The sequence below is a fragment of the Roseateles sp. GW821-FHT03B02 genome, assembly GCF_059421025.1.
Genome location: NZ_JBWKUV010000004.1, coordinates 172,284 through 194,400 on the forward strand (window position 1 = coordinate 172,284; position 22,117 = coordinate 194,400).

Here is a 22,117-nt window from a genome sequence, read left to right on the forward strand (position 1 = left end):
GGCCTCAGTGAAGTGAGATGCGCTCGCCGCGCTCGGCGGCGTCGCGGATGGCCAGGGTGACGGCCAGCGTTCGTGTGGCGTCGGCCACGCTGACGAGGGGGCGGGCCTCGCCGCGCAGCACGGCGCAGAAGTGGGTGAGCTGGCGGGCGATGGGATCGCGAGCCTGGGGTGGCTCTGCCAGGTTCAGCGTGCGCACGCGGGCCTGGGCCCACCAGGAGGCCTCGCCGGCGTAGTCGGTCACGCGCAGCGTGGGCACGCTGAGTTGGCCGCGCTCGCCGGCCAGCACGTAGCAGTCGTCGCCGGGGTGGTGGTCGTAGCTCGCGTTCTCGCCCGAGGTCTGCTCCCAGCTGCGCGGGCTGGCGGCGGCGTCGCTGAGCATGAAGCTGCCCAGGGCGCCGCTCTCGAAACGCAGGCTGATGGCCACGGTGTCCTCGGCCTCGTGGCCGCGGATGGCATGCGAGGCCAGTGCCTGCACTTCGACGATCTCGCCTGCCAGCAGGCGCAGGCAGTCGACCTCATGGATCATGTTGATCAGCAGCGGGCCGGACTTGCGCCGCCACGGGCCTTCGGCGAAATAGTGGTCGGGCTTGCGGAAGGTGGCACTGCCGCTGACGGTGACGAGGCGACCCAGCCGCCCGCTGGTGACGGCCTCGCGCGCGGCCTGCAGCAGCGGGCTGTGGCGGCGGTGGTGGCCGACGAGGAAGGGCAGGCCGCTGGCCTCGACGGCGCGGGCCAGGCCTTGCGCCTCGTCGAGTTCGTCGGCCACCGGCTTCTCGATCAGAGCCGGCACGCCGTGCTGCAGGCAGGTCATGGCGCCGGGCACGTGCAGGGTGTTGGGTGTGGCGAGGATGACGCCGTCCGGGCCCATGGTGTCCAGCATGGTGTCCAGGCCGGTGAACAGCGGCACGCCGTATTGCGCGGCCACCTCCGCGGCGGCGGGCGAGGGGTCGACGATGGCGACCAGCTCGCAGTCCGACGCGGCGTGGGCGATGGCCTTGAGGTGGGCGCGGCCGATCAGGCCGGCGCCGGCCACGGCGATGCGCACGGCTGGCTTCATGCGGGCACCGCCGGCGCCGCGGTGGTGTGCGCACCGCCGAGGAAGAGGCGTTCGATGTTGGGGTCGGCCAGCAGCTCGTCGGCGCGCTTGTGCAGTACCAGGCGGCCCGACTCCAGCGCGATGGCCTCGTCGGCCATCTTCAGCGCGCTCTTCACGTTCTGCTCCACCATCAGCACGGTGGTGCCCTGGTCGGCCAGCTGGCGCAGCAGCTTGAAGACATCGGCCACCACCATGGGCGACAGGCCGATGGAGGGCTCGTCGATGAGGATGACCTTGGGCCGCAGCAGCAGTGCCCGGCCCACCTCGAGCTGCTTCTGCTCGCCGCCCGACAGCGAGGACGCGGCGCTGTGCAGCCGCTCCTTGATGCGCGGGAAGCGCTCCAGCACCTCGGGGATGCGCTCGTGCGTGGTCTTCATGCCCAGCGTGATGCCGCCCAGCTCCAGGTTCTCGTAGGCCGTGAGCTGTCCGAACAGGTTGCGGCCCTGGGGCACGAAGGCAATGCCGTGCTTGACCAGCAGATCCTTGGCGTTGGCGCCGGTGATGTCCTGGCCGTCGAGGCTGATGGAGCCCTGGCGGATCTTCAGCATGCCGAACAGCGCCTTCAGCACGGTGGACTTGCCCGCGCCGTTGGGGCCCAGCAGCAGTGTGATCTTGCCGCGCCTGGCCTTGAAGGACAGGCCGTTGAGGATCATGAACTCGCCGTAGCCGGCGAGCACGTTCTTGAATTCGATGCAGGTGTCGTCGGACATGACTCAGCTCCCCAGGTAGGCGTCCAGCACCTGCTTGTTGGCCCGGATCTCGGCGGGCGTGCCGATGGCCATCACCTTGCCTTCCACCATCACCATGATGCGGTGGCAGAGGTCCATGACGAAGTCCATGTTGTGCTCGATGACGATGAAGCTGCAGGGCTTCTTGCCGTGGCTGCGGGCCTCGTTCTGTTCCTTCAGCAGCTTGCTGAGGTCGCCCACCAGCTTGGGGTTGACGCCGGCGCAGGGCTCGTCGAGCAGCACGAGGTCAGGGTCGCTCATGAAGGCCATGGCGATGTCCACGAGCTTCTGCTGGCCATAGCTCAGCTCGCCCGCCTTCTTGTGTGCCACATGCCGGATGTGGAACTGGTCGATCAGCGCGTCGGCCTTGGCACCCAAGCCCGAGTCGCCGGGCGCGAGCATGCGGCTCAGCATGCTGCCGTGGTGCTCCTGGGCGGCGACGAGCAGGTTGTCGCGCACCGTCATCTTGCCAAACACCTGCAGGGTCTGGAAGGTGCGGCCCACGCCCCGGCGGTTGAGCTCCATCGGGTTCATGCCGGTGATGTCGCGGCCGGCCAGCTCGATGCTGCCGGCGTCGGGCCGGATCTGGCCGAGCACGCTGTTGAACATGGTCGTCTTGCCCGAGCCGTTGGGCCCGATGACGCCGAAGATTTCGCCGGGCTGCACGTCGAAGCTGACGCCGCCGACGGCCTGGATGCGGCCGTAGGCCTTCTTCAGGTCTTTGACGCGGAGGACGGGCGCGCTCATGCTTGCACTCCAATCTTGGCGGCTTGGGCAGCGCGGGCGGCCGAGGCTTCGCGGGCCTGGCGGCGGGCGCGGATGCGGTCGGGGATGCTGAGCAGGCCGTCGGGCAGCCACAGCATCAGCAGCACGACGGCGCTGCCGAACACGAACAGATACCAGCCCTGGGCGAAGCGCAGCCACTCGGGCAGCAGCACGCCGACGGCGGAGCCGACGACGGGACCGAGCAGATAGCCCGGGCCGCCCACGACGACCATGAGGTACATCATGATGCTGGCGCCGACCGTGAAGGGTGCGGGCTCGATGAACTGCACCAGGGACGCGAACAGCGCGCCGGCGACGCCCGCGTAGACCGCGCCGATGGCGAAGGACAGCAGGGTGTAGGCCTGGATGTTCAGCCCCAGGGACTCGGCGCGGATGGGGTTGTCGCGCAGCGCCGTGAAGGCCTTGCCCCAGGGCGAGCGCAGCAGCTTCCACTGCAGCGCGCCCAGCAGCAGCGTCACGCCGAACACGAAGTAGTAGTAGGGCAGGGCGCCTTCCAGCGACAGGCCGAACAGGCTGGGCCGGGCGATGTTGTTGATGCCGAAGGTGCCGCCGGTCAGCCACTCCTCGTTGCGCATGACCAGCCAGACGGCGGTGTTGAAGCCCAGTGTGGCGAAGGCGAGGTAGATGGTCTGCACCCGCAGCGCCGGGAAGCCCAGCGCCAGGCCGATGACGAAGCAACCGGCCATGGCGACCGGCAGCCCGAACCAGAAGCTGTAGCCGGCCTGCATCAGGATGGCCACGGTGTAGGCACCGATGCCGAAGAAGGCCGCGTGGCCCAGGGACTTCTGGCCGGCGTAGCCGACCGTCAGGTTCAGCCCCATGTTGGCGACGATGTAGATCAGCCAGGTCGTCAGCAGGTAGACGCCGTAGCTCTTGAGCTGGGTCGGCAGTACCAGCAGCAGGGCCAGGCCGACGACGATCGCGATCAGGGAAAGCTTTTTCATGGCGGGCTCCTCAGACCTTGCGCTCGACGGTCTTGCCCAGCAGCCCCTGCGGCTTGAACAGGATCACGAGCATGAAGATGACCAGGGCCACCGCGTCCTTGTAGACCGGTGACACATAGGCCGCGGCGAGGTTCTCGCAGACCCCCACGATGACGCCGCCGAGCAGCGCACCGCGGGAGTTGTTGAAGCCGCCGATGATGGCCGCGAAGAAGGCCTTGGTGCCTAGCGACTCGCCCATGTCGAACTTGGCGAGATAGGTGGGCGTGACGAGCAGCGCCGTCGCGCAGGCCAGCACTGCGTTGATTGCGAAGGTGTAGAACACCATGCGCGGCACGTTGATGCCCAGCACCGTGGCGCTGTCGGTGTTCTGCGCCACGGCCTGCATCGCGCGGCCGGTGACGGTGCGTGCGAGGAAGGCCTGGGTGCCCAGCACCAGCGCGAGGGCCAGGCCCAGCGTGCCGAGCTCGGCCACGGTGATGGTGACGCCGCCGAGGTTGAGCAGCTTGTCCGGGAACAGGCTGGGGAAGGGGTGGGCCTCGGCGCTGTAGCCGGCGCGGATGGCGTTGCGCATCGCGATGGACAGGCCGATGGTGGCCACCACCACGGGCATCAGGCCATGCTTGAGCAGCGGGTCGGCGATGCCGCGCTTGAAGGCCCAGCCGAGCAGGAAGACGGCGACGACACAGGTGGCGACGAAGGCCGGCAGCAGCGGCAGGCCGGCGGTGCCGAAGGCCAGCATCATGAAGGCGGGCAGCATCACGAACTCGCCCTGGGCGAAGTTGATGGTGCCGGAGGCCTGCCACAGCAGCGTGAAGCCGAGGGCGGCGAGGGCGTAGATGCTGCCGGTGGCGACACCGGACAGCAGCAACTGGAGGAAATCGGTCATGACCGGGACTCCTGGAAGGCGGGGATGGGTGGGGACGCGCCGCGGCGCGTCCCGGCGGCTCAGCGCTTGGCGGGGGCGGCCGGTGCTGCGGCTGCGCTCAGCGGCGGCAGCACTTCCTTGACGACCTGGCGGCCGTCCTTGACCTCGACGAGGAAGCTCTCGCGGTCCAGGTCGCCCCTGTCGTCGATGCTGACGTCCAGCAGCACGCCGGGCTCCTTGGCGGCGGAGATCTTCAGGCCGTGCAGGGCCTTGGCGACGGCCACGCGGTCCAGCTTGCCGGCCTTCTCGATGCCGGCCTTCATAAGGTAGATGCTGGTGTAGCCCTTGATGCCGTTGTGGTCAGGGATGTATTTGTAGGCGCGGTAGAAGTTGGCCTTGAACTTGAGCATCAGCGGGTTGGGCGCGTCCACCGTCAGGCCGACGTGGGCGACGGCGCCGTTAGCCGCGTCACCGGCCAGCTCGATGACCTTCTGGCCGGTCAGCGTGGTTTCGCCGACGACGGGCTTGGCAAAGCCCTGCTTGCGCAGCTCGCGCAGCGCGCGGGCCGATTCCTCTTCGTTGGTGTAGAGGAAGAGGGCGTCGGCGCCACTCTGCTTGGCCTTCTGCACCGGCGCGGAGAAGTCGATCTGGCCGGCATCGGTGGAGATGTCGGCAACGACCTTGGCACCCTGCTCGGTCAGCGCCTTGGTGATCATGTCGCGGCCGCCCTTGCCGAAGTCGTTGTTGACGAAGATGACGGCGACGGTCTTGGCGCCCAGCTTGCCGGCGATGTAGCGCGCCACCTTGGGCATGGACGTGGCCTGGCCGAAGCTGGTGCGGAACACGAAGGGATTGCCCTGGGCCGTGATGGAGGCGGCCTCGGCACCGGTGAAGTTGGGTACTTCGGCGCGACGGGTCTCGGCCATGCTGACGATCATGGAGCCGGAGTAGCCGGGGCCGAAGACGGCGAACACGCCGTCGTCCACGGCCTTCTGCGCCAGGCCCTTGGCGACGCCGGGGTTGCTCTGGGTGTCGGCGTGGTTGACCTCGATCTTCTTGCCGAGGATGCCGCCGGCGGCATTGATCTCGGCGATGGCCATGTCCATGCCGTTCTTGAAGTTGTTGCCCACCGTGGCGCCGCCGCCGGAGAGCTCCTGGATGGAGGCGATCTTGATGCTGGACTGGGCGTGGGCGTTGAAGCCGAAGGCCGCCAGCGCAAGGGCCAGCGGGGTGGTGAAGCGGTAGAAGCGGTCGGTCATGTTGTCTCCGTTGTGTTTTGTCTGGACAGAAAGAATCAGCTGGGTATGAGCATGGCGCGTAGGTCGCTGGCGTCGGCGCGCACGGCGTCGGCGATGTGGTTGAAGCCGAAGAAGTCGAGGTACTCGGGCATCTGCTGGATCAGCATCTCGAAGCCGGGCTGGGCGTTGATGCCACGGGCGTGGCAGGCACGCAGCAGCGGCGTGGGCTGGTTCTTCATCAGGATGTCGACGACGGCGGCATCGCCGTCCAGGCGTGCCACGTCGAAGGGCAGAGGGTCGCCCGCCTTCAGGCCCAGCGGTGTGGCGTTGACGACGAGGTCGTAGCCGGCCGGGTCGCTGGTCGCGGGCGTGCCGACGTCGGTGCCGAAGGTCTCGCGCAGCCGGGCCGCCACCTCCTGCGCACGGCCGGGCGTGGCGTCGAAGAGGGCCAGGTGGCCGACGCCGTGCTGGGCCAGCGAGGCCGCGATGGCCACGCCGCCGCCGCCCACGCCGACCACCAGCACGCGCTTGCCCCGGTAGGCGATGCCGTGGTGCTCCAGCGCCTTGACGAAGCCGATGCCGTCGAACAGGGCGCCTTCGACGCTGCCGTCGGCGTTGCGGCGTGCGGCGTTGACGGCGCCGGCGACGCGGCCGGTGGGCTCGCAGGCGTCCAGCAGGCCTATCATGGCCGGCTTGTGCGGGATTGCGAGCCAGAAGCCGTCGATGTTGCGGGCCGTCATGGCCGTGCGGGCGAAGTTCTCGAAGTCCTGGCTGGCCACCTCGGCGGGCACGAGCACGGCGTCGGCGTCGTGCTTCTGGAAGAGGTGGTTGAAGACCTCGGGCGCCCGCACCTGGGTGACGGGATCGCCGAGGATCAGGAAGACGCGGGTGTTGCCGGTGATGTTCATGAAGCCTGCGCTTTGTCTCTCGTGTAGTGCAGTCATCCTAGGCAGCCGACCGGGTTAGCCACAAGGCAGCAAGGGTCCGTTTGCGCGATGATCGCGCGCCCCGCGCGGCTGTCGTGCGCACCGCGGGTTTCACCGGAGCAGGACGTCCGACATGGAAGTTTTTGACCTCAAGGCGGTGCCGCAGGAGATCGACCGCAAGGACCTCATCGAGGGTCTGGGCAAGGGCCTGCGCGTCATCGAGGCCTTCGACGACGAGCACCCGCGCCTCACGCCCAGCGAGGCGGCCCGGCTGTGTGACCTGACACGCACGGCCGCGCGCCGCTACCTGCTCAGCCTGGTGCACTACGGCTACGCCGCGACGGACGGCAAGCTGTTCTGGCTGACGCCGCATGTGCTCAAGCTGGGGCAGAGCTATCTGAACTCCGCGCGGCTGCCGCGGCTGGTGCAGCCCTTCATCCAGCGCGCCTCGATGGCCAGCGGCGAGACCATCAACGTGAGCGTGCTGGACGGGCACGAGATCGTCTACGTTGCGCGCAGCAACAGCCCGCGCGTGGTCAGCATCGGCTACCAGGTGGGCGCGCGGCTGCCGGCGCATGTGGTGACGCCGGGTATCGTCATGCTCAGCGAGATGAAGGACGCCGACCTGCTGGCCTGGGTGGACGAGCACGCCTTCAGCGCGCATTCGCCGCACACGGTGACCGACAAGGAGAAGTTCCTCGGCCTCGTGAAGGATGCGCGCGCGCTGGGCTACTGGGTGACCGAGCAGATGCTGGACGCCGGCCTGCGCGGCATCGCCGTGGCGCTGAAGGACAGGCGCGGCCAGTGCAAGGGGGCCCTGGGCATGACCCTGCCCATGCAGCCGCTCAGCCTGGAGCAGACCATCGAGCGCATGCTGCCGTTGCTGCAGGACGTGGCCCAGTCCCTGCGGCCCATCATCTGAAGCACAAAAGCCGCAGGCCCCGGCGGGGGCTGCGGCATGGAGACCGTCTCACGACGGTCGTTGCGGGCGGCCGGGAGGACCCAGCTCAGAAGCGGTGGACGACGCCCAGTTGCACGCCGCTGATGGTGCGGCCGTTGATGTCGCCCGGCTGCGTGAAGTTGGTCTTCAGGCCGGCCGAGCCCGATGGGCGCCAGCCGCCGTTGGTGTCGTTCTTCATCGTCTCGTACATCGCAATCAGCGTGGTGCGCTTGGAGAAGTCGTAGTAGGCGCCGATGGAGCCGCCGTCGGCACCGCGCTGGCGGCCCGACTTGTCCTTGATCTGGCCCCAGAGTGCGCCGACGCGCAGGCGGTCGCTCACCTTGTAGTCGGCCGACAGCTGCAGGATGTCGTAGAAGTTGTTCAGGTTGGCATCGGTGCCAGCGTTGATGCCGCCGACGTTGGAGACGATGGTGGCGGCGTTGTTGCTGACCGCGCTGGACGTGTTGTTGTTGCTGTGCACATAGGCCAGGTAGACCGTGCCCTTGCCGTACATCCAGTTGACGTAGTAGTTGTCGTAGACGACATCCTTTTGCACCGCGCCGCCGGCCTGGGGCTTGGCGCGCAGGCCCATGTAGCCGATGCGCATCCAGTCGTTCACGTAGTCCAGCGAGGCCTGGATGACCTTGGGCTTGTTGCCGATGGCGGTCTCGGGCAGCGCGACATGGCCCTCGAACTGCACGCCGCCCAGGCGCGGCGAGATGTAGGAGATGTCGTTGTCGTAGCGCGAGGGTGTGCCGAAGTTGTTGATGATGGAGCCCAGCGTGCGGGCCGTGTAGTCGACCGAGCCGCCGCGGGCGAAGATGGGGCCGTTCTGGCGGCCGAAGCGGATCTCCCCATAGCCGGCCTGGCCGATGCCGACCCAGGCCTGGCGGTCCCAGAAGCGCGTCGCGTCGGCCTGCGTGCCGGTGTCGGTGCTGAAGCCGCCCTCCATCTGGAACTTGGCCGACAGCCCGCCGCCCAGGTCCTCGGCGCCGCGCACGCCGAAGCGGCTGCGCAGGTACTGGCCGTCCTCCAGCGACTTGAGGCTGGTGCCCGAGCTGCTGCGCATGTAGTTGAGGTACTGGTCGATGTTGCCGTAGAGCGTCACGCTGGAGCTCTGCGCCGTGGCGGCGCTGGCCAGGCAGGCGAGCAGGGCCGCGGCGCTGATTCGGTGGATGGGGCTCATGGGTGTGTCTCCGTTGTCTGTGTCGTTGTGCGGACGCGCCGCTGCCTGGGATCCGCCCATGCAGCAGCCCGGCTGGATGCCGTCGACGCCGTGGCCGCAGTTGTGTCGTTGGTGCTTGGCGGTGGCTAGGTGCCCACCGTGGATACGGCCGCGCGCAGAGCGAGCAGATAGCTGTCCACGCCGAAGCCGCAGATCTGGCCCTTGACGATCTCCGCGAACACCGAGTGATGCCGGAAGGGTTCGCGGGCGTGGATGTTGGACATGTGCAGCTCCACGACCGGGCAGGTCAGGATGGCCAGCGCGTCGCGGATGCCGTAGCTGTAATGCGTCCAGGCGCCGGCATTGATCAGGACGGCATCGACACCGTCCTCGAAGGCCTGGTGGATGCGTTCACACATCGCGGCTTCGCTGTTGGTCTGGAAGCAGTCCACGTCTGCACCCAGCTCGGCGCCCAGCGCCTTCAGCCGCGCATCGATTTCCTGCAGCGTGACCGTGCCGTACTGGGCCGGATCGCGCTTGCCGAACATGTTGTGATTGATGCCGTGAAGCATGAGGATCTTCATCGCGCCACCGCCGTCTCCGGGCTTTGTTGGAATGTTGTGGTCATCGTAGGCAGCGGGGGGGCGGCGGCACAAGGCGGGTTCGGTGCTGTTGCGCGATAGTCGCGCAAGTCGCACGACAGCTGATCGAAGCGCGGGTTTCCACTTGCGGTGAACGACGCTGGCAGGGGACAAGGTGGTTGCCGCAGCGGGGGGCAGCGGCGCATCCGGCGCGCGCGGCTAGGTCGTCCGAGGCACAAGGCTGTCGCGCCGTGCCAGCGCCGGAAAGAGCCGCCACCACAGCAGCACGACGCCCAGCACGCCGAAGCCCCCCAGCAGCACCGAGCCCACGGGGCCGAGCAGGGCGGCGGTGGCACCGGATTCGAATTCGCCGAGCTGGTTGCTCGCGCCGATGAAGACCGAGTTCACGGCGCCGACGCGGCCCCGCATGTCGTCAGGTGTTTCCAGCTGCACGAGTGACTGGCGGATGACGACGCTGACCATGTCGGCCGCGCCGCTGACGGCCAGCACGGCAAAGGCGACGGGGAAGGAGGTGGTCAGCGCAAAGGCGATCATCATCAGCCCGAACACCGCGACGGCGCCGAGCAGCCAGTGGCCGGCACGGCTGGCGATGGGGTGGCGGGCCAGCCACAGGCCCACGAGCACGGCACCCAGCGCCGGCGCCGCGCGCAGCAGGCCCAGGCCTTCCGGGCCGGTGTGCAGGATGTCGCGGGCAAATATGGGCAGCAGGGCGGTCGCGCCGCCCAGCAGCACGGCGAACAGGTCCAGCGAGATCGCCCCGAGCACGACGGGGCGCTGCCAGATGAAGCGGATGCCCGCCGTCAGCTGGGCCAGATCGGGTGAGGCACGGCGCGGCTGCAGCGGCCGGTGAAGGATGGCGAGCACCGCCAGCACCGCCGCGATCAGCAACACCAGCGACACGCCGTAGACGATGGCCGCACCCCAGTGCGCCGCGATGCTGGCCGAGCTGCTGTGCGCGATGCGGCCGGCCGCCCAGGGCCCCAGCGCATAGAGCACGCCGCCCAGCGCCGGGCCGGCCACGATGGCAGCCTGCATGGTGGAGCTGGATGCGGCCACCGCACGCGGCAGCAGCGTGGCCGGCACCAGCGTGGGCAGCAGCGCCTGCTGGGCGGGCATCTGCAGCGCGCGGGCACAGCCCAGCAGCACGGACAGCCCCAGGATCAGCTGCGGAGCCACCCAGCCGCCTGCGCTTGCCAGCGCCAGGCAGGCCGCCGTGAGCAGCTGCAGCCCGAGGCTAGCGGCCAGCAGCAGGCGGCGGTCATGCTGGTCCACGAGGTGACCGGCAGGCAGCGTCACCAGCAGGGCCGGCAGGAACTGCGCAAGACCGACCAGGCCCAGTTGCCAGGCGCTGCCGGCCAGGTCGTACATCTGCCAGCCCAGCGCCACCATCAGCATCTGGTTGGCGGCTCCGCCCGTCACGCGTGCGCCGAGCAGTCGGAGGTAGTCGCGCTGGTCGCGCAGGCGGGGCAGGGTCTCGGAGCCATCCATCCGGCCGAGTCTAGGGCGCTCGCCTCGAGGCCGTGCAATCGATCATCGGCGGGAACTCCTGTGGATGGCCCGCCAGAGGCTGCAAGGCATGCAGGCCGGCAGGCGTTCATAAAACACGACATTCGTTGACAGGTATGGCGGCGCAGACTGTGCGGACCTTGAACTTCATGGGCTTATGCGCCATGCCACCTCCCTCGCTGAATCCACCGCCCGCAGCGCACGACTGCCGCGTCGTCGAACTGCGCCAGTACATCCTTCACCCGGGCCAGCGCGACACGCTGATCGAGCTCTTCGAGCGCGAATTCATCGACACGCAGCAGGCCGTGGGCATCCGCGTGATCGGGCAGTTCCGCGACCTGGACGACGCTGACCGCTTCGTCTGGCTGCGCGGCTTCGCCGACATGGCCGCGCGCGGCGCGACGCTGCCTGCGTTCTACGGCGGCCCCGTCTGGGCAGCGCATCGCAACGCGGCCAACGCGACCATGGTCGATTCCGACGACGTGCTGCTGCTCAGCCCGGCCTGGCCCGGTGCGGCGCTACCGGCGCAGCCGCGCGGCAACGGCGTTGCCTGTGGCCTGCTGCGAGCGCTGGTCTTGCACCTGAAGGCGCCGGCCGACGAGGATGTGCTTGCGCTGTGTCGCTCGGCGGCCTGTCCCGAGGCCCGCATGCAGGCCTGGTACGTCACCGAACCGGCGCCCAACAACTTCCCGCGCCTGCCGGTGCGCGAGGGCGAACCGGTAGTCGTCGGCCTTGCCCTGCTCGATGAACCCGCGGCCGGCGAACACTGGGCGCGCGATCTCGACGCCCGCCTGCAGCCCTGGCTGGCGCGCCCGACCCAAGCCCTGCGCCTGGCCCCCACCCCCTGCTGCGCCCTGCGCGCCTGAACACCATGCACACGACATCCACACCGCAGGACTTCGACTTCTTCATCGGCCACTGGAAGGTCAGCCATCGCCGCCTCAAGGAGAGGCTGCTCGGCTGCGACGATTGGGAGCACTTCGAGGGCCTCAGCCGCATGTGGCCGCTGCTCGACGGCCTGGGCAACATCGACGACAACGTGCTGGAGCTGCCCACGGGGCCGTACCGTGCCGTGTCCATGCGCACCTTCGACCCAGCCACGCGGCAGTGGGCCATATGGTGGGTGGACGGCCGCCATCCGCATCGCCTGGAACCTCCCGTCGTCGGGGGCTTTGCCGATGGCGTGGGCGAGTTCCAGTGCGACGACGAGCTGCGCGGCCAGCCCATCCGCGTGCGCTATCGCTGGACGAACACCCGCACTGACCGCCCGCACTGGCAGCAGGCCTTCTCGGCCGATGGCGGCCAGACCTGGGAGGTGAACTGGGAGATGGACTTCGAGCGCCTGCCCTGAGGGCTCAGGTCGCGGCGTCCACCAGCGCCTTGACGATGTCGGGATAGACCTGAGCGCCGGTGCTGCGGTTGAACAGGCCCATGCTGTGGTTCTCGGTCGCCGCGCCGGCGTCCCAGTAGACAGGCACCAAGCCGTGCGTCCAGGCGGAGCGGGCGACGTACTTGTCCCAGGCCAGCCGGTAGGCCTCGGCGCCGGCATATTCGGTGCGGCGGATGGCGCCGAACTCGCCGAGGATGACCGGAATGCCCTTGTCGACGTATTTGGCCTTCATGCGCTGGAACTGGCCGTCGACCCAGGCCTCGTCGAAGCCGGCGACCTTGGCCTTGGCATCGGTTGCTCCGGCGCCCCATTGCCAGAAGCTGCTCTTCTCGTTGAGCGCGAAGTCGTAGGGGTCGTAAAAGTGCACCTCCATCATCAGCCGGTCCCTGGCCGTGTCGGTCGGCAGGACGGCGAAATTGATGGTGTGGTCGATGTTGGTGTTGAAGCCCTGCACGACGAGATGGCGCACCGCGTTGTTGCCGCCGGTGGCGCGCACGGCGCTCACGAACTGCTGGTTGAAGCCGTTCTGCACCGTGACGTACTCGACCTTGGGCGTGCCGTAGTCGCCTTCGACCATGACCTCGTTGGTGCCGGCGAACAGCAGCGTGTCGTCGTAGGCCTTGAAGTTGTTGGCGATCTGCGTCCAGAATTTGGTGATGCGCGCATTCGCCATCGCCTGGGCCGCATAGGTGGGTTGCATCCAGCCGCCGTCCCAGTGGATGTTGATGAGGGCGTAGAGACCGGCCGCCTTGGCGTAGTCAACGACCTGGGTCACGCGGGTCATCCAGGTGGCGCTGATGACGTCGCTGGCGTCGGCGTACTGCTTCCACGAGACGGGGATGCGCACGGTCTTGAAGCCGGCGGCCTTGACGGCGGTCATGAAGGCCTGCGTCGTGGCCGGGTTGCCCCAGGCCGTCTCTCCGCCGATGGCTTCCAGCGAGTTGCCGAGGTTCCAGCCGGCGCCCATCAGCTGGGACAGCTGCAGGCTGGTGAGGTCGCGCATGCCGCTGGGGGCCGGCGCCGGAGCGGGGGCAGGCCCTGGGGCCGGTGCGGGAGCGGGCGTGGAAGTAGGTGCGGGTGCGGGTGCCGCGGCTGCAGAGCCGCCACCACCGCCGCAGCCGGCCAGCGGCAGCAGGGCGAGAACGAGCTGGCGGCGCTTCATGCGGCCACCTTCTTCAGGCTCAGCAGCACGACATCGTGGCTGCGCAGCTTCAGCGTGACGCTCGCCTTGCCATCTGCGCCGACCTTCACTTCACGCTGCACGTCGGGCTTGTCGGTCGTCAAGCCTTGCAGCGTCGCGAGCTGCTGGGCATCAAGGTTCTTGGGTGATCCCATCTTCAGATAGGCGGTGTGGGCATCGTTGATCTCGAAGCCGGTGCGGCGCTGCGTGAGCTGGTAGCGGCCCGGCGGCAAATGGCGCAGCTCGACGGTCGCGCTGCCGACGTCATGCGCCGGCCGCGGCTTGCCGAAGTAGCTGCGGTTGCTGACCTTCTGCCCGGTGTTGCGCCAGTCCCAGACCAGGGCCTGCACCTGCTGGCCGTCGGTCGCGGCCCAGCTGAAGCTGTCGCGGGTCGGCACTTCCTGGCCCTGCAGTGCCGCCAGGTAGCGATAGGCGAACCAGACCGGCTTGCGGATGCCCTCGCGCGTCATCAGGCCGAAGCCGCCGTGGAAGGGGGCGTCCGGTGGGCCGGGTTCCTCGAAGAGGTCGCTGTAGACCCAGTAGCTCATGTGCTGGGCCAGGCCCTGGCTCTGCTTCAGCTTGGTCAGCACATAGGCCGCGCTGACGTAGCTGTCGTGCACGAGGTCGCGCGGGTTGTAGCTGGTGCTCCACTCGGTGAAGAACAGCGGCAGGCCCGGCAGGTGCGAGGCTTCGATCTCCTTGCGCACGCGCTTCACGTCACCCACGATGGCGTCGGGGTTGGGCGACAGCATGCGGTCTTCCTTGCCGAACTCGTCCAGGAAGCCCGCATCCACGCCGTAGGTGTGCGTCGTGATGAAGTCCACCGGCGAGCCGGTCGCCTTGGCATGGGCCAGGAACTCCGGCACCCAGGCCGCGCCGGCGGTGGACGGGCCGCCGACGCGCAGCGCCGGGTCGATGGCCTTGATGGCCTTGGCCGTGCGCGCGTAAAGGTCGAAGTAGGCGGCCTGGTCGGCCTTCTCCCAGAAGCCGTCGAGGTTGGGCTCGTTCCAGACCTCGAAGTACCAGCTGCGCACCTCGGCCGCGCCATAGCGTTGCAGGAGGTGGCGCGTGAAGGCCTCGATCAGCGCAACCCAGCCGGTGGGCTCGGGGTGGGAGGTGTTGCCGGCCCAGTAGAAGATCTTCAGGTCCGAGGTCTTGAGCGCCAGCGGCGTGAAGCCCAGCTCGACGAAGGGCTTGATGCGGCGTGCCAGCAGTGCGTCGTAGAGCTTGTCGATGCCGGTGAAGTCGAACACCAGCTGGCCGCTCGCATCACGAGTCACCGTCTTGAAAACGTCATGGAAGATGGCGTGGAAGCGCAGGTAGCGGAAGCCCAGCTCGTCCACCGCCGTCTTCAGCTGGGCCAGGGCGTCCTCGCGGTAAGTCGTGCCGGGATAGTCGGCGCCGACGCAGTGATCGAAGAAGCGGTCCAGCGGCTGCTTCGCCTGCGCGAGGTCGAGCACGATGCGACGCTGGGCCGGCTTGGCATGGGCGAGAAGCGGCATGGCGGCGGCGGCGGCGATGAGTTGGCGGCGCGAGGTCATGCGGGCAGTCCCTTGTAGATGAAGTTGTGGGCGCGGACTTCGCCATTGCCGGCGCTGAACAGCGCGGGCCTCAGGCTGACGAAGCCGCCGAAGACGTTGTGATGCAGGCCTGAGACCTCCATCTGCCAGGGGTGCTGCTTCCAGCTCCTGCCGCCGTCGTGCGAGTAGTGCCAGGTGACGACGTTCTCGCGGTTGACGAGGCGGATGTGGACGCGGCGCGTGCTCATGGTCTCGCGCATCCACGAGTGCTCCTGGCCGTAGCCATAGGTCAGCATCTGCGTCGTGCTGAAGCCGATGCCGACATGACCGCGTTCCTCGTAGAACAGGGCCAGGCCGCCATGACCGTCGCCGCTGATCTGCAGTTCGACCGTGACCTCGTAGCTGCGGTCGCCTGCGGCGCAGGTCAGTGGGGATGAATCGGGCAGGGACTTGCCCTTGCCGCGGATGACGAGGGCCCCGTCTTCGAAGCGCAGGCGTTGGGCCTCATCCGGCCCGGGCGCGTGGAAGGCCCATTGCAGGCCGAGCCTGCCGCTGGAGAAGTCGTCGGACAGCGCAAAGCCTGCCGGACTCGGCTTGCCGCCTGGACCTCTCAATCTGGGCTTGGGCAGGGGCTTGTCCAGCGTGCCACCCCTGGCGCGGAACCAGCCGTCGGCCGTCCACTCGATGGGTTCCAGCAGGGCCTGGCGGCCCAAGGTGCGCATGCCGTTCTCGTAGCCGTGATAAACCATCCACCAGTCGCCCGCCGGTCCTTCGACGACACTGGCATGGCCGCGCGACCACCAGGGTTCGTCGACGCTTTTGGTGCGGACGATGGGGTTGTGCGGGCAGTGCTCCCAGGGGCCGTTGACCGAGCGTGAGCGGGCCACGGTGACCATGTGACTGGTGGGCGGCCCGGCCGTACCGCCGACGGCGGAGACGAGATAGACCCACTCGCCGCGCCTGAACAGCTTGGGGCCTTCGGGCGCGAACATCTCGACGACCCAGTCCTTGGGGTATTGCCAGGGCGTCCAGGCGTTTGACTCCAGCGGGCCGTCGGTCGCGAGGCCGTCGTCCTTGAGCTTCACGCGGCGGCCGCCGTTGACGAAGAGGAAGCGCCTGCCGTCTTCACCCACGACATGGCCGGGGTCGATGCAGCCGGGGATCTTCAGATCGATGGGTGCGCTCCACGGGCCGCGGATGTCGTCGGCGTGGATGACATAGATGCCGGTGCCGGCGTCCTGCAGCACCGGGATGTAGATGAAGTAGCGGCCCTGGTGCTTGATCAGGTCCATGGCCCAGACGGTGCCGATGGGTTGCGTCAGCGCCGCGGTGACGGGCGCCCAGTTCACCAGGTCCTGCGAGTGCCAGATGACGGCGCCGGGGTAGGACTGGAAGGACGAGAACGTCATCCAGTAGTCGGCCCCGTCCTTCAGGATGGTGGGGTCAGCGTGGTCGCCCGGCACGATGGGGTTGCGGTAGGTTCCGTTGCCGAGGTCGGCCTTGCGCTGGCCTTCGGTGCCGGCGGCGAAGCGCGGTGCGGCGACGGACGGCACCGAAGCGCTGGCCAGCGCCATCTGCAATGCGTGGCGGCGCGAAACGGTCATACCTTGCCCCGCGTCGCTTCCAGCCTGCCGCGGATCTCCAGCATGCGCGCCTCGGTCAGCGGGAAGCGCAGGATGGCAATCAGGGCCAGCACGAGGCCGATGACGGGGATGCCCGACAGCAGGATGCGAATCCAGAAGATGGCTTCAGGCGTCTGCGCACCTTGCTTGGCCGCGTCGAAGCCGGTGAACTGCAGGATCCAGCCCGAGGCACCCACGCCCAGCGCGATGCCGACCTTGGAGATCCACGACTGGCAGGCCGAGAACGAGCCCTCGCGGCGCTGGCCGGTCTGGGATTCGTCGTAGTCGACGACATCGCCGATGGTGGCGCCGTACAGCGTCCAGAAGCCCGCGCCGGTGAAGGCGACGAAGCCGCAGGCGAAGAGCTGCAGATAAGGTCGAGCAGGGTCGTACAGCCACCAGTCGCCGATGAAGGCGCAGATGGCCAGGCTCAGCACGCAGGCCAGGCCGGTGCGCTTGCCCCAGCGGCGTGCGATCCAGGAGAAGAAGGGGATGCCCGCGAAGCCGAAGCCCATGCCGGCCAGGCCCATCGCGGTGTTCCACTGCGTCGCCAGCACGATGTCGCCCTTGCAGACGTAGTAGACGGTGGCGTAGTAGCCCAGGGCGCCCACCATGGCCGTGCCGATGCTGTAGGCCAGCGACATGGTGAGCACGGTGCGGAAGGGCTTGCAGCGCAGCGTGCGCCACAGCGTGTCGGCCAGCGGGATGCGGGCCTGCGTGCGCGACACCAGCTTCTCGTAGTAGCGCTCGCGCACCAGCACAAAGATGGCGATGGACACCGCCACCATGATGGCGCCGAGGATGCCGGTGTAGACCTGGGCGCCGCGCAGGATGTCGGGCTTGCCGTTGGCGTCGTGGAAGAAGGACAGCGTCGTGAACTGCGCGGCGAAGAACATCGCCAGCTCGGGGGCCTTCTGGATGGCGTTGCGCACGGCCATGACGCTGGTGCGTTCGTGGTAGTCGGGCGTCATCTCCGCGCCCAGGCTGACCCAGGGCATGTTGAAGCAGCTCATGACCGGCACGTAGATGACCATGCTGACCAGCATGAAGACGAAGTACTGCGTGTCCGTCCAGCCCCTGCCCACGGCGAACATCAGTGGCAGGCCGATGCCGGCCAGCACGCCGCCGACGAGGATGAAGGGGCGGCGGCGGCCGTAGCGCGAGCGGGTGTTGTCGGACAGCCAGCCGAAGAGGGCATCCGAGCCGGCGTCGATGACGATCTTGATCGCCTGCACCGTGGAGATCAGCCCCGGGGCCACGCCCAGGAAGATGTTGAACACCTGGAAGGCCAGCGAGGCGTAGAGCCAGTGCCCCCACATGTCGAGGATGGAGCCGAGGCCGAAGCCGATCTTCTGCTTCAGCGGCAGGCGGTCGGTCGTGGGAGGCGCCGCCTGCGCCATGTGGAGGGTGGTGGTGTTCACAAGACCTTTCGTTCCCGGATGACGTCGGCGTAGTAGCGGGCAGACAGCTTGGGCGTGCGGACCTGCGTCTGGTAGTCGCAATGCACGATGCCGAAACGGCGCTGGTAGCCGTCTTCCCACTCGTAGTTGTCGATGAAGGACCAGAGGAAGTAGCCCTTCAGCGGCACACCGTCGGCGATGGCGCGGTGGGCCTCGCGCAGGTGGTTGCGCAGGTAGTCGCGGCGGTGCAGGTCCAGCACCTCGCCGTTCACCACGGGTTCGATGTCGTAGCCGCAGCCGTTCTCGGTGATGTAGAGGGCCTGGTGGCCATAGCACTCGGCGGAGAAACGCGTGGCCCAGTAGATGGACTGGGGCACGAGGCGCAGCCAGGGGCTGTCGGCGTGCGGGTAGTTCACCGGGTGGGGCAGGGCCTCGTAGGCGGCGCCGTTGCGGCCGGCGCGCACGAAGGTGCCGCTGTAGATGTTGAGCCCGAGGAAGTCGGTCGGCAGGCTGATGAGGGCGAAGTCGCCGGGCTGCACGTCGGGCGCATCGGCGCCCACGCGCTTCAGGAAGTTGTCGGTGTACCTGCCGGCGTGGATGGCGCCGAGGATCTGCGCGTTGCGATCGATGAACCAGGCCTTGGCGGCGGCGATGTCGGCCGGCGTTTCCGTCACGGGCACGGCCACGCTGCAGTTGTCGGTCAGGCCCACGACCGCGCCCTGGCCGCCGAAGGCCCGCACGGCCCGCACGCCGTGGCCGTGGCAGAGCAGGGCGTGGTGGTAGGTCTGGTTGACGACCTTGGGCGCCTCCTTGCGGCCCGGCGCCTTGCCGCCGGTGCCGTAGCCCAGCAGCGTGAAGCACAGGATCTCGTTCAGCGTGATCCAGTGCTTCACGTCGGCGGCGAAGGCCTTGACGACCGTGTCGGCGTAGCGAGCGAAGGCGTCCACGGTGATGCGCGAGGTCCAGCCGCCGCGGTCTTCCAGCGCCTGGGGCAGGTCCCAGTGGAAGAGCGTCACCCACGGCTCGATGCCGTGCTTCTTCATGCTGGCGAAGAGGCGGCGGTAGAAGTCCAGGCCCTTGGGGTTGAGCTCGCCGTCGCCGTTCGGGTAGATGCGCGGCCAGGCGATGGACAGGCGGTAGGTCTTGATGCCCAGCGAGGCCATCAGCGCGAAGTCCTCGTCGAAGCGGTGGTAGTGGTCGCAGGCCACGTCCGGCGTGTGGCCCTGGTAGACCTTGCCGGGGATGCGTGCGAAGCGGTCCCAGACGGACTCGCCCTTGCCGTCCTCGAAGGCCGCGCCTTCGATCTGTGCCGAGGCCGCGGCCACGCCGAAGACGAAATCGGCGGGGAAGGGGCTCGAATACGTCAGCGCTGTCATCCCGGGCGCGGCAAGGCGCTGAGGGGATGCGGCCAGCGCGGCCGGCGCGAGGACCGGCAGCGTGGCGGTGGCAAGGAGTTGGCGGCGGCGCAGGGCGCGGGTCGGGGTCATCGGGTGGGTCCTCGGTAGGCCGCGGGGCGGGCGAAGGGCCGCTGCAGCGCGAGGAATATAGGCGTCACGGTTTCAGCCCGGTTTCAGAGAATGCGGTGCTCGCGCATGACGTCGGCGTAGTAGTGCGCCGACAGCTTGGGCGTGCGCACCAGCGTCGCGTAGTCGCAATGCACGATGCCGAAGCGGCGCTGGTAGCCGTCTTCCCACTCGTAGTTGTCGATGAAGCTCCACAGGAAGTAGCCGTGCAGCGGCACGCCGTCGCCAATCGCCCGGTGGGCTTCGCGCAGGTGGTTGCGCAGGAAGTCGCGGCGGTGCAGGTCCAGCACCTCGCCGTTCACCACCGGCTCATCGTTGTAGCCGCAGCCGTTCTCGGTGATGTAGAGGCTCTTGTGTCCGTAGCACTCGGCGGCGAAGCGCGTGGCCCAGTAGATGGACTGGGGCACGAGGCGCAGCCAGGGGCTGTCGGCGCGCGGGTAGTTGACCGGGTTGGGCAGGGCCTCGAAGGCGGCGCCGTCCTTGCCGGCGCGGACGTAGGTGCCGGTGTAGATGTTGAGGCCGAGGTGGTCGGTGGGCAGGCTGATGAGGTCGAAGTCGCCGGGCTGGACCTGCGGCGCGCCGGCGCCGGCGCGTTCGAGGTAGTCGGCCGGGTAGTGGCCGGCGTGCATGGCGCCCAGCACATGGGCGTTCATCTGCAGGAACCAGGCCTTGGCAGCGGCGATGTCGGCCGGCGTCTCGGTGACGGGGATGCAGACATCGAGGTTGTCCGTCAGGCCGACGACGGCACCGACGCCACCGAACTCGCGCACCGCGCGCACGCCGTGGCCGTGGCAAAGCAGCGCATGGTGGAAAGTCTGGTTAACGACGGCATCGCTCTCCTGCCGGCCCGGCGCCTTGGTGCCGTAGCCATAGGCCAGCTGCGTGAAGCAGCGGATCTCGTTCATCGTGATCCAGTGCTTCACCTCGCCGGCGAAGGCCTTGACGACGGTGTCGGCGTAGCGGGCAAAGGCGTCCACCGTCACGCGCGATGTCCAGCCGCCGCGGTCTTCCAGGGACTGGGGCAGGTCCCAGTGGAAGAGGGTCACCCACGGCGTGATGCCGTGCTTCTTCATGCTGGCAAACAGCCGGTGATAGAAGTCCAGGCCGGCCTGGTTGAGCTCACCGTCGCCGTTGGGGTAGATGCGAGGCCAGGCCAGGGACAGGCGATAGTTCTTCACCCCCAGCGAGGCCATCAGCGCGAAATCGTCGTCGAAGCGGTGGTAGTGGTCGCAGGCGACATCCAGCGTGTCGCCGTCGTGCACCTTGCCGGGCTGGCGGGAGAAGCGGTCCCAGATGGATTCGCCCTTGCCGTCGGTGAAGGCGGCGCCCTCGATCTGCGGGGCGGCGGCGGCAACACCGAAAACGAAGTCGGCAGGGAAGGGGCTGGAGTAGGTCAGAGATGTCATGGAAAGGCTGTTGCCGTCAGGGCGCCAGCATGGGGGTCAGAGTGGTGTCCAGGCTGCGGGCCCAGATTTCGTAGCCTTGCGGGCTGAGGTGCAGCCAGTCGGGCAGGATGTCCTTGGACAGGCTGCCGTCCGGGTTGGTGAGCGCTTTGCCGATGTCGAGGAAGGCGACCTGCTTGCCGTCGGCGAGCTGCGGCAGCAGCGCATTGATCTTTGCGTTGTGCCGGCGCATGAGGTCGTCCGGTTTCTCGCCGCGCGGGAACAGGGCGAGCAGCAGCACCTTGGCCTGGGGCTGGCGCTGGCGGATCTCGTCGAGGTTGCGCTTGATGCCGGCGACGGTCAGCGCCGGGTCTTCGAGACGGTGGCCGGTGTTGTTGGTGCCGATCATCATGACGACGGCCTTGGGCGCCATGCCGTCCAGTTCGCCGTGCTGCAGGCGCCACAGCAGGTTCTCGGTGCGGTCACCGCCGAAGCCGAGGGCCACCGCGTTGTACTTGGCGAAGCTGTTGGTCCAGGCCTGCTTGCCCTCGTTCTCCCAGCCCTGCGTGATGGAGTCGCCGAGGAACACAAGGTCCACGCGGCGGCCGGCCTCCCGGTGCGCCTTGATCTCGGCCAGCTTGGCCTCGTGGCGCGCCAGCCACCAGTCCGTGGCCCAAGACTCCTCCAGGCGTTGCGGCGTAACGGACTCGGTGCGGTAGTCGGGGCAGGCCGTGGCGGCCTTGCCGCGCTTGTTGATGCGCAGCCGGCTGATCTGCACCTCGCCGCTGCCGGTGGCTTCCAGCGTGAAGGGCTGCGGCACGGCGGAGAAGTCGTCGCCCTCGCGCCAGAAGCACTTCAGTGCGAAGGACAGGTGCTGCTTGCCCTTGCCGATCAACTCGCGGCCGGCGAAGAGATAGGGAATCTTGCGCTCGCAGTCGGTGCCGCAGCCGAGCTTGAACTTCATGCCGCCGTGAGCGAGGTCGATGACGTTGAGGTCGAACTCCACGGTGCCTTGCGCGAGATAGTCGTTCAGGTCCAGCGGTTTGCCGCCCTGCCACCGCAGCTGGGCGATCCAGGTGTTGCTGAACTGCAGGGTCAGCGCGCCGTCGTCGCCACGGCGGGCTGCCACGTGGCTGTTGGGTACGCGCGGGTTGGCCGGCTTGGGCACTGCGACGCGGTCGCCGGTCAGCCGGGCCTCGCCTTCGAAGTCGGTCACGGCGATCTGCCAGCCCTTATCGAGGTCGAGTGACTGCGCGGTCAGCGGCAGCGCGGCGAAGAGGCCGAGAAAGAGAAGGCGGTTCATC

The 22,117-nt window shown here is 68.3% G+C and carries 20 protein-coding genes; 3 read left to right on the forward strand and 17 right to left on the reverse strand.

The window, feature by feature from the left end:
• Positions 1-4: 4 nt before the first annotated feature.
• From AC07VX_RS13140 to AC07VX_RS13170, 7 genes are read right to left on the reverse strand one after another with little or no spacing between them, the layout of a single operon-like run.
• Complete coding sequence (locus AC07VX_RS13140) at positions 5-1,057, reverse strand: Gfo/Idh/MocA family protein (protein ID WP_493165166.1); 1,053 nt, start codon at positions 1,055-1,057, stop codon at positions 5-7.
• Positions 1,054-1,806 carry an ABC transporter ATP-binding protein gene (locus tag AC07VX_RS13145; protein ID WP_493165167.1) on the reverse strand — a complete coding sequence of 251 codons (753 nt, stop codon included), beginning with the start codon at positions 1,804-1,806 and terminating at the stop codon, positions 1,054-1,056. The genes AC07VX_RS13140 and AC07VX_RS13145 overlap by 4 nt, the downstream gene beginning before the upstream one ends.
• Positions 1,807-1,809: 3 nt before the next feature.
• Positions 1,810-2,571 carry an ABC transporter ATP-binding protein gene (locus AC07VX_RS13150; protein WP_493165168.1) on the reverse strand — a complete coding sequence of 254 codons (762 nt, stop codon included), beginning with the start codon at positions 2,569-2,571 and terminating at the stop codon, positions 1,810-1,812.
• Entirely contained in the window at positions 2,568-3,554 is a 987-nt protein-coding gene (locus AC07VX_RS13155) for a branched-chain amino acid ABC transporter permease (protein ID WP_493165169.1), read from the reverse strand. The genes AC07VX_RS13150 and AC07VX_RS13155 overlap by 4 nt, the downstream gene beginning before the upstream one ends.
• A gap of 10 nt (positions 3,555-3,564) precedes the next feature.
• Entirely contained in the window at positions 3,565-4,440 is an 876-nt protein-coding gene (locus AC07VX_RS13160) for a branched-chain amino acid ABC transporter permease (RefSeq protein WP_493165170.1), read from the reverse strand.
• Positions 4,441-4,499: 59 nt separating this feature from the next.
• Complete coding sequence (locus AC07VX_RS13165; protein WP_493165171.1) at positions 4,500-5,678, reverse strand: ABC transporter substrate-binding protein; 1,179 nt, start codon at positions 5,676-5,678, stop codon at positions 4,500-4,502.
• 35 nt (positions 5,679-5,713) lie between these two features.
• A complete protein-coding gene (locus tag AC07VX_RS13170) occupies positions 5,714-6,565 on the reverse strand; it encodes a shikimate dehydrogenase family protein (RefSeq protein ID WP_493165172.1) in 852 nt (283 codons plus the stop codon).
• 151 nt (positions 6,566-6,716) lie between these two features.
• Here AC07VX_RS13170 and AC07VX_RS13175 point away from each other — a divergent pair, with 151 nt between their 5' ends.
• Entirely contained in the window at positions 6,717-7,505 is a 789-nt protein-coding gene (locus AC07VX_RS13175; protein ID WP_493165173.1) for an IclR family transcriptional regulator domain-containing protein, read from the forward strand.
• An 85-nt stretch (positions 7,506-7,590) separates the two neighbouring features.
• On the opposite strand, the gene AC07VX_RS13180 is transcribed toward AC07VX_RS13175, so the two are convergent.
• The 3 genes from AC07VX_RS13180 to AC07VX_RS13190 all read right to left on the reverse strand — a co-directional run bounded on the left by AC07VX_RS13180 (position 7,591) and on the right by AC07VX_RS13190 (position 10,778).
• A complete protein-coding gene (locus AC07VX_RS13180) occupies positions 7,591-8,709 on the reverse strand; it encodes a porin (RefSeq protein ID WP_493165174.1) in 1,119 nt (372 codons plus the stop codon).
• A 125-nt stretch (positions 8,710-8,834) separates the two neighbouring features.
• Positions 8,835-9,272: a type II 3-dehydroquinate dehydratase gene (gene aroQ, locus AC07VX_RS13185; protein WP_493165175.1), complete on the reverse strand. Its 438-nt coding sequence runs from the start codon at positions 9,270-9,272 to the stop codon at positions 8,835-8,837.
• Between the two features lie 216 nt (positions 9,273-9,488).
• Complete coding sequence (locus tag AC07VX_RS13190; RefSeq protein ID WP_493165176.1) at positions 9,489-10,778, reverse strand: MFS transporter; 1,290 nt, start codon at positions 10,776-10,778, stop codon at positions 9,489-9,491.
• A 182-nt stretch (positions 10,779-10,960) separates the two neighbouring features.
• Between AC07VX_RS13190 and AC07VX_RS13195 the strand changes: the two genes are divergently transcribed.
• Both AC07VX_RS13195 and AC07VX_RS13200 read left to right on the forward strand, forming a co-directional pair.
• Positions 10,961-11,662, forward strand: coding sequence for an NIPSNAP family protein (locus tag AC07VX_RS13195; RefSeq protein WP_493165177.1), 702 nt, complete (start codon positions 10,961-10,963; stop codon positions 11,660-11,662).
• Positions 11,663-11,667: 5 nt separating this feature from the next.
• Positions 11,668-12,147: a DUF1579 domain-containing protein gene (locus tag AC07VX_RS13200; protein WP_493165178.1), complete on the forward strand. Its 480-nt coding sequence runs from the start codon at positions 11,668-11,670 to the stop codon at positions 12,145-12,147.
• 4 nt (positions 12,148-12,151) lie between these two features.
• On the opposite strand, the gene AC07VX_RS13205 is transcribed toward AC07VX_RS13200, so the two are convergent.
• From AC07VX_RS13205 to AC07VX_RS13235, 7 genes are all read right to left on the reverse strand, one after another.
• Positions 12,152-13,348 (reverse strand): glycoside hydrolase family 5 protein, encoded by a 1,197-nt coding sequence (locus AC07VX_RS13205; protein WP_493165179.1) that lies wholly within the window; start codon positions 13,346-13,348, stop codon positions 12,152-12,154.
• A complete protein-coding gene (locus tag AC07VX_RS13210; RefSeq protein WP_493165180.1) occupies positions 13,345-14,907 on the reverse strand; it encodes a GH39 family glycosyl hydrolase in 1,563 nt (520 codons plus the stop codon). Before AC07VX_RS13210 ends, AC07VX_RS13205 begins: the two co-directional genes overlap by 4 nt.
• Positions 14,904-16,490, reverse strand: a complete 1,587-nt coding sequence (locus AC07VX_RS13215) for a family 43 glycosylhydrolase (RefSeq protein ID WP_493165181.1) — start codon at positions 16,488-16,490, stop codon at positions 14,904-14,906. Before AC07VX_RS13215 ends, AC07VX_RS13210 begins: the two co-directional genes overlap by 4 nt.
• Positions 16,487-17,929, reverse strand: a complete 1,443-nt coding sequence (locus AC07VX_RS13220) for an MFS transporter (protein WP_493165182.1) — start codon at positions 17,927-17,929, stop codon at positions 16,487-16,489. Before AC07VX_RS13220 ends, AC07VX_RS13215 begins: the two co-directional genes overlap by 4 nt.
• Entirely contained in the window at positions 17,926-19,395 is a 1,470-nt protein-coding gene (locus tag AC07VX_RS13225; RefSeq protein WP_493165183.1) for a GH1 family beta-glucosidase, read from the reverse strand. Before AC07VX_RS13225 ends, AC07VX_RS13220 begins: the two co-directional genes overlap by 4 nt.
• An 83-nt stretch (positions 19,396-19,478) precedes the next feature.
• Complete coding sequence (locus AC07VX_RS13230; protein WP_493165184.1) at positions 19,479-20,837, reverse strand: GH1 family beta-glucosidase; 1,359 nt, start codon at positions 20,835-20,837, stop codon at positions 19,479-19,481.
• Between the two features lie 16 nt (positions 20,838-20,853).
• Entirely contained in the window at positions 20,854-22,116 is a 1,263-nt protein-coding gene (locus AC07VX_RS13235) for a GDSL-type esterase/lipase family protein (protein WP_493165185.1), read from the reverse strand.
• Position 22,117: the final 1 nt, after the last annotated feature.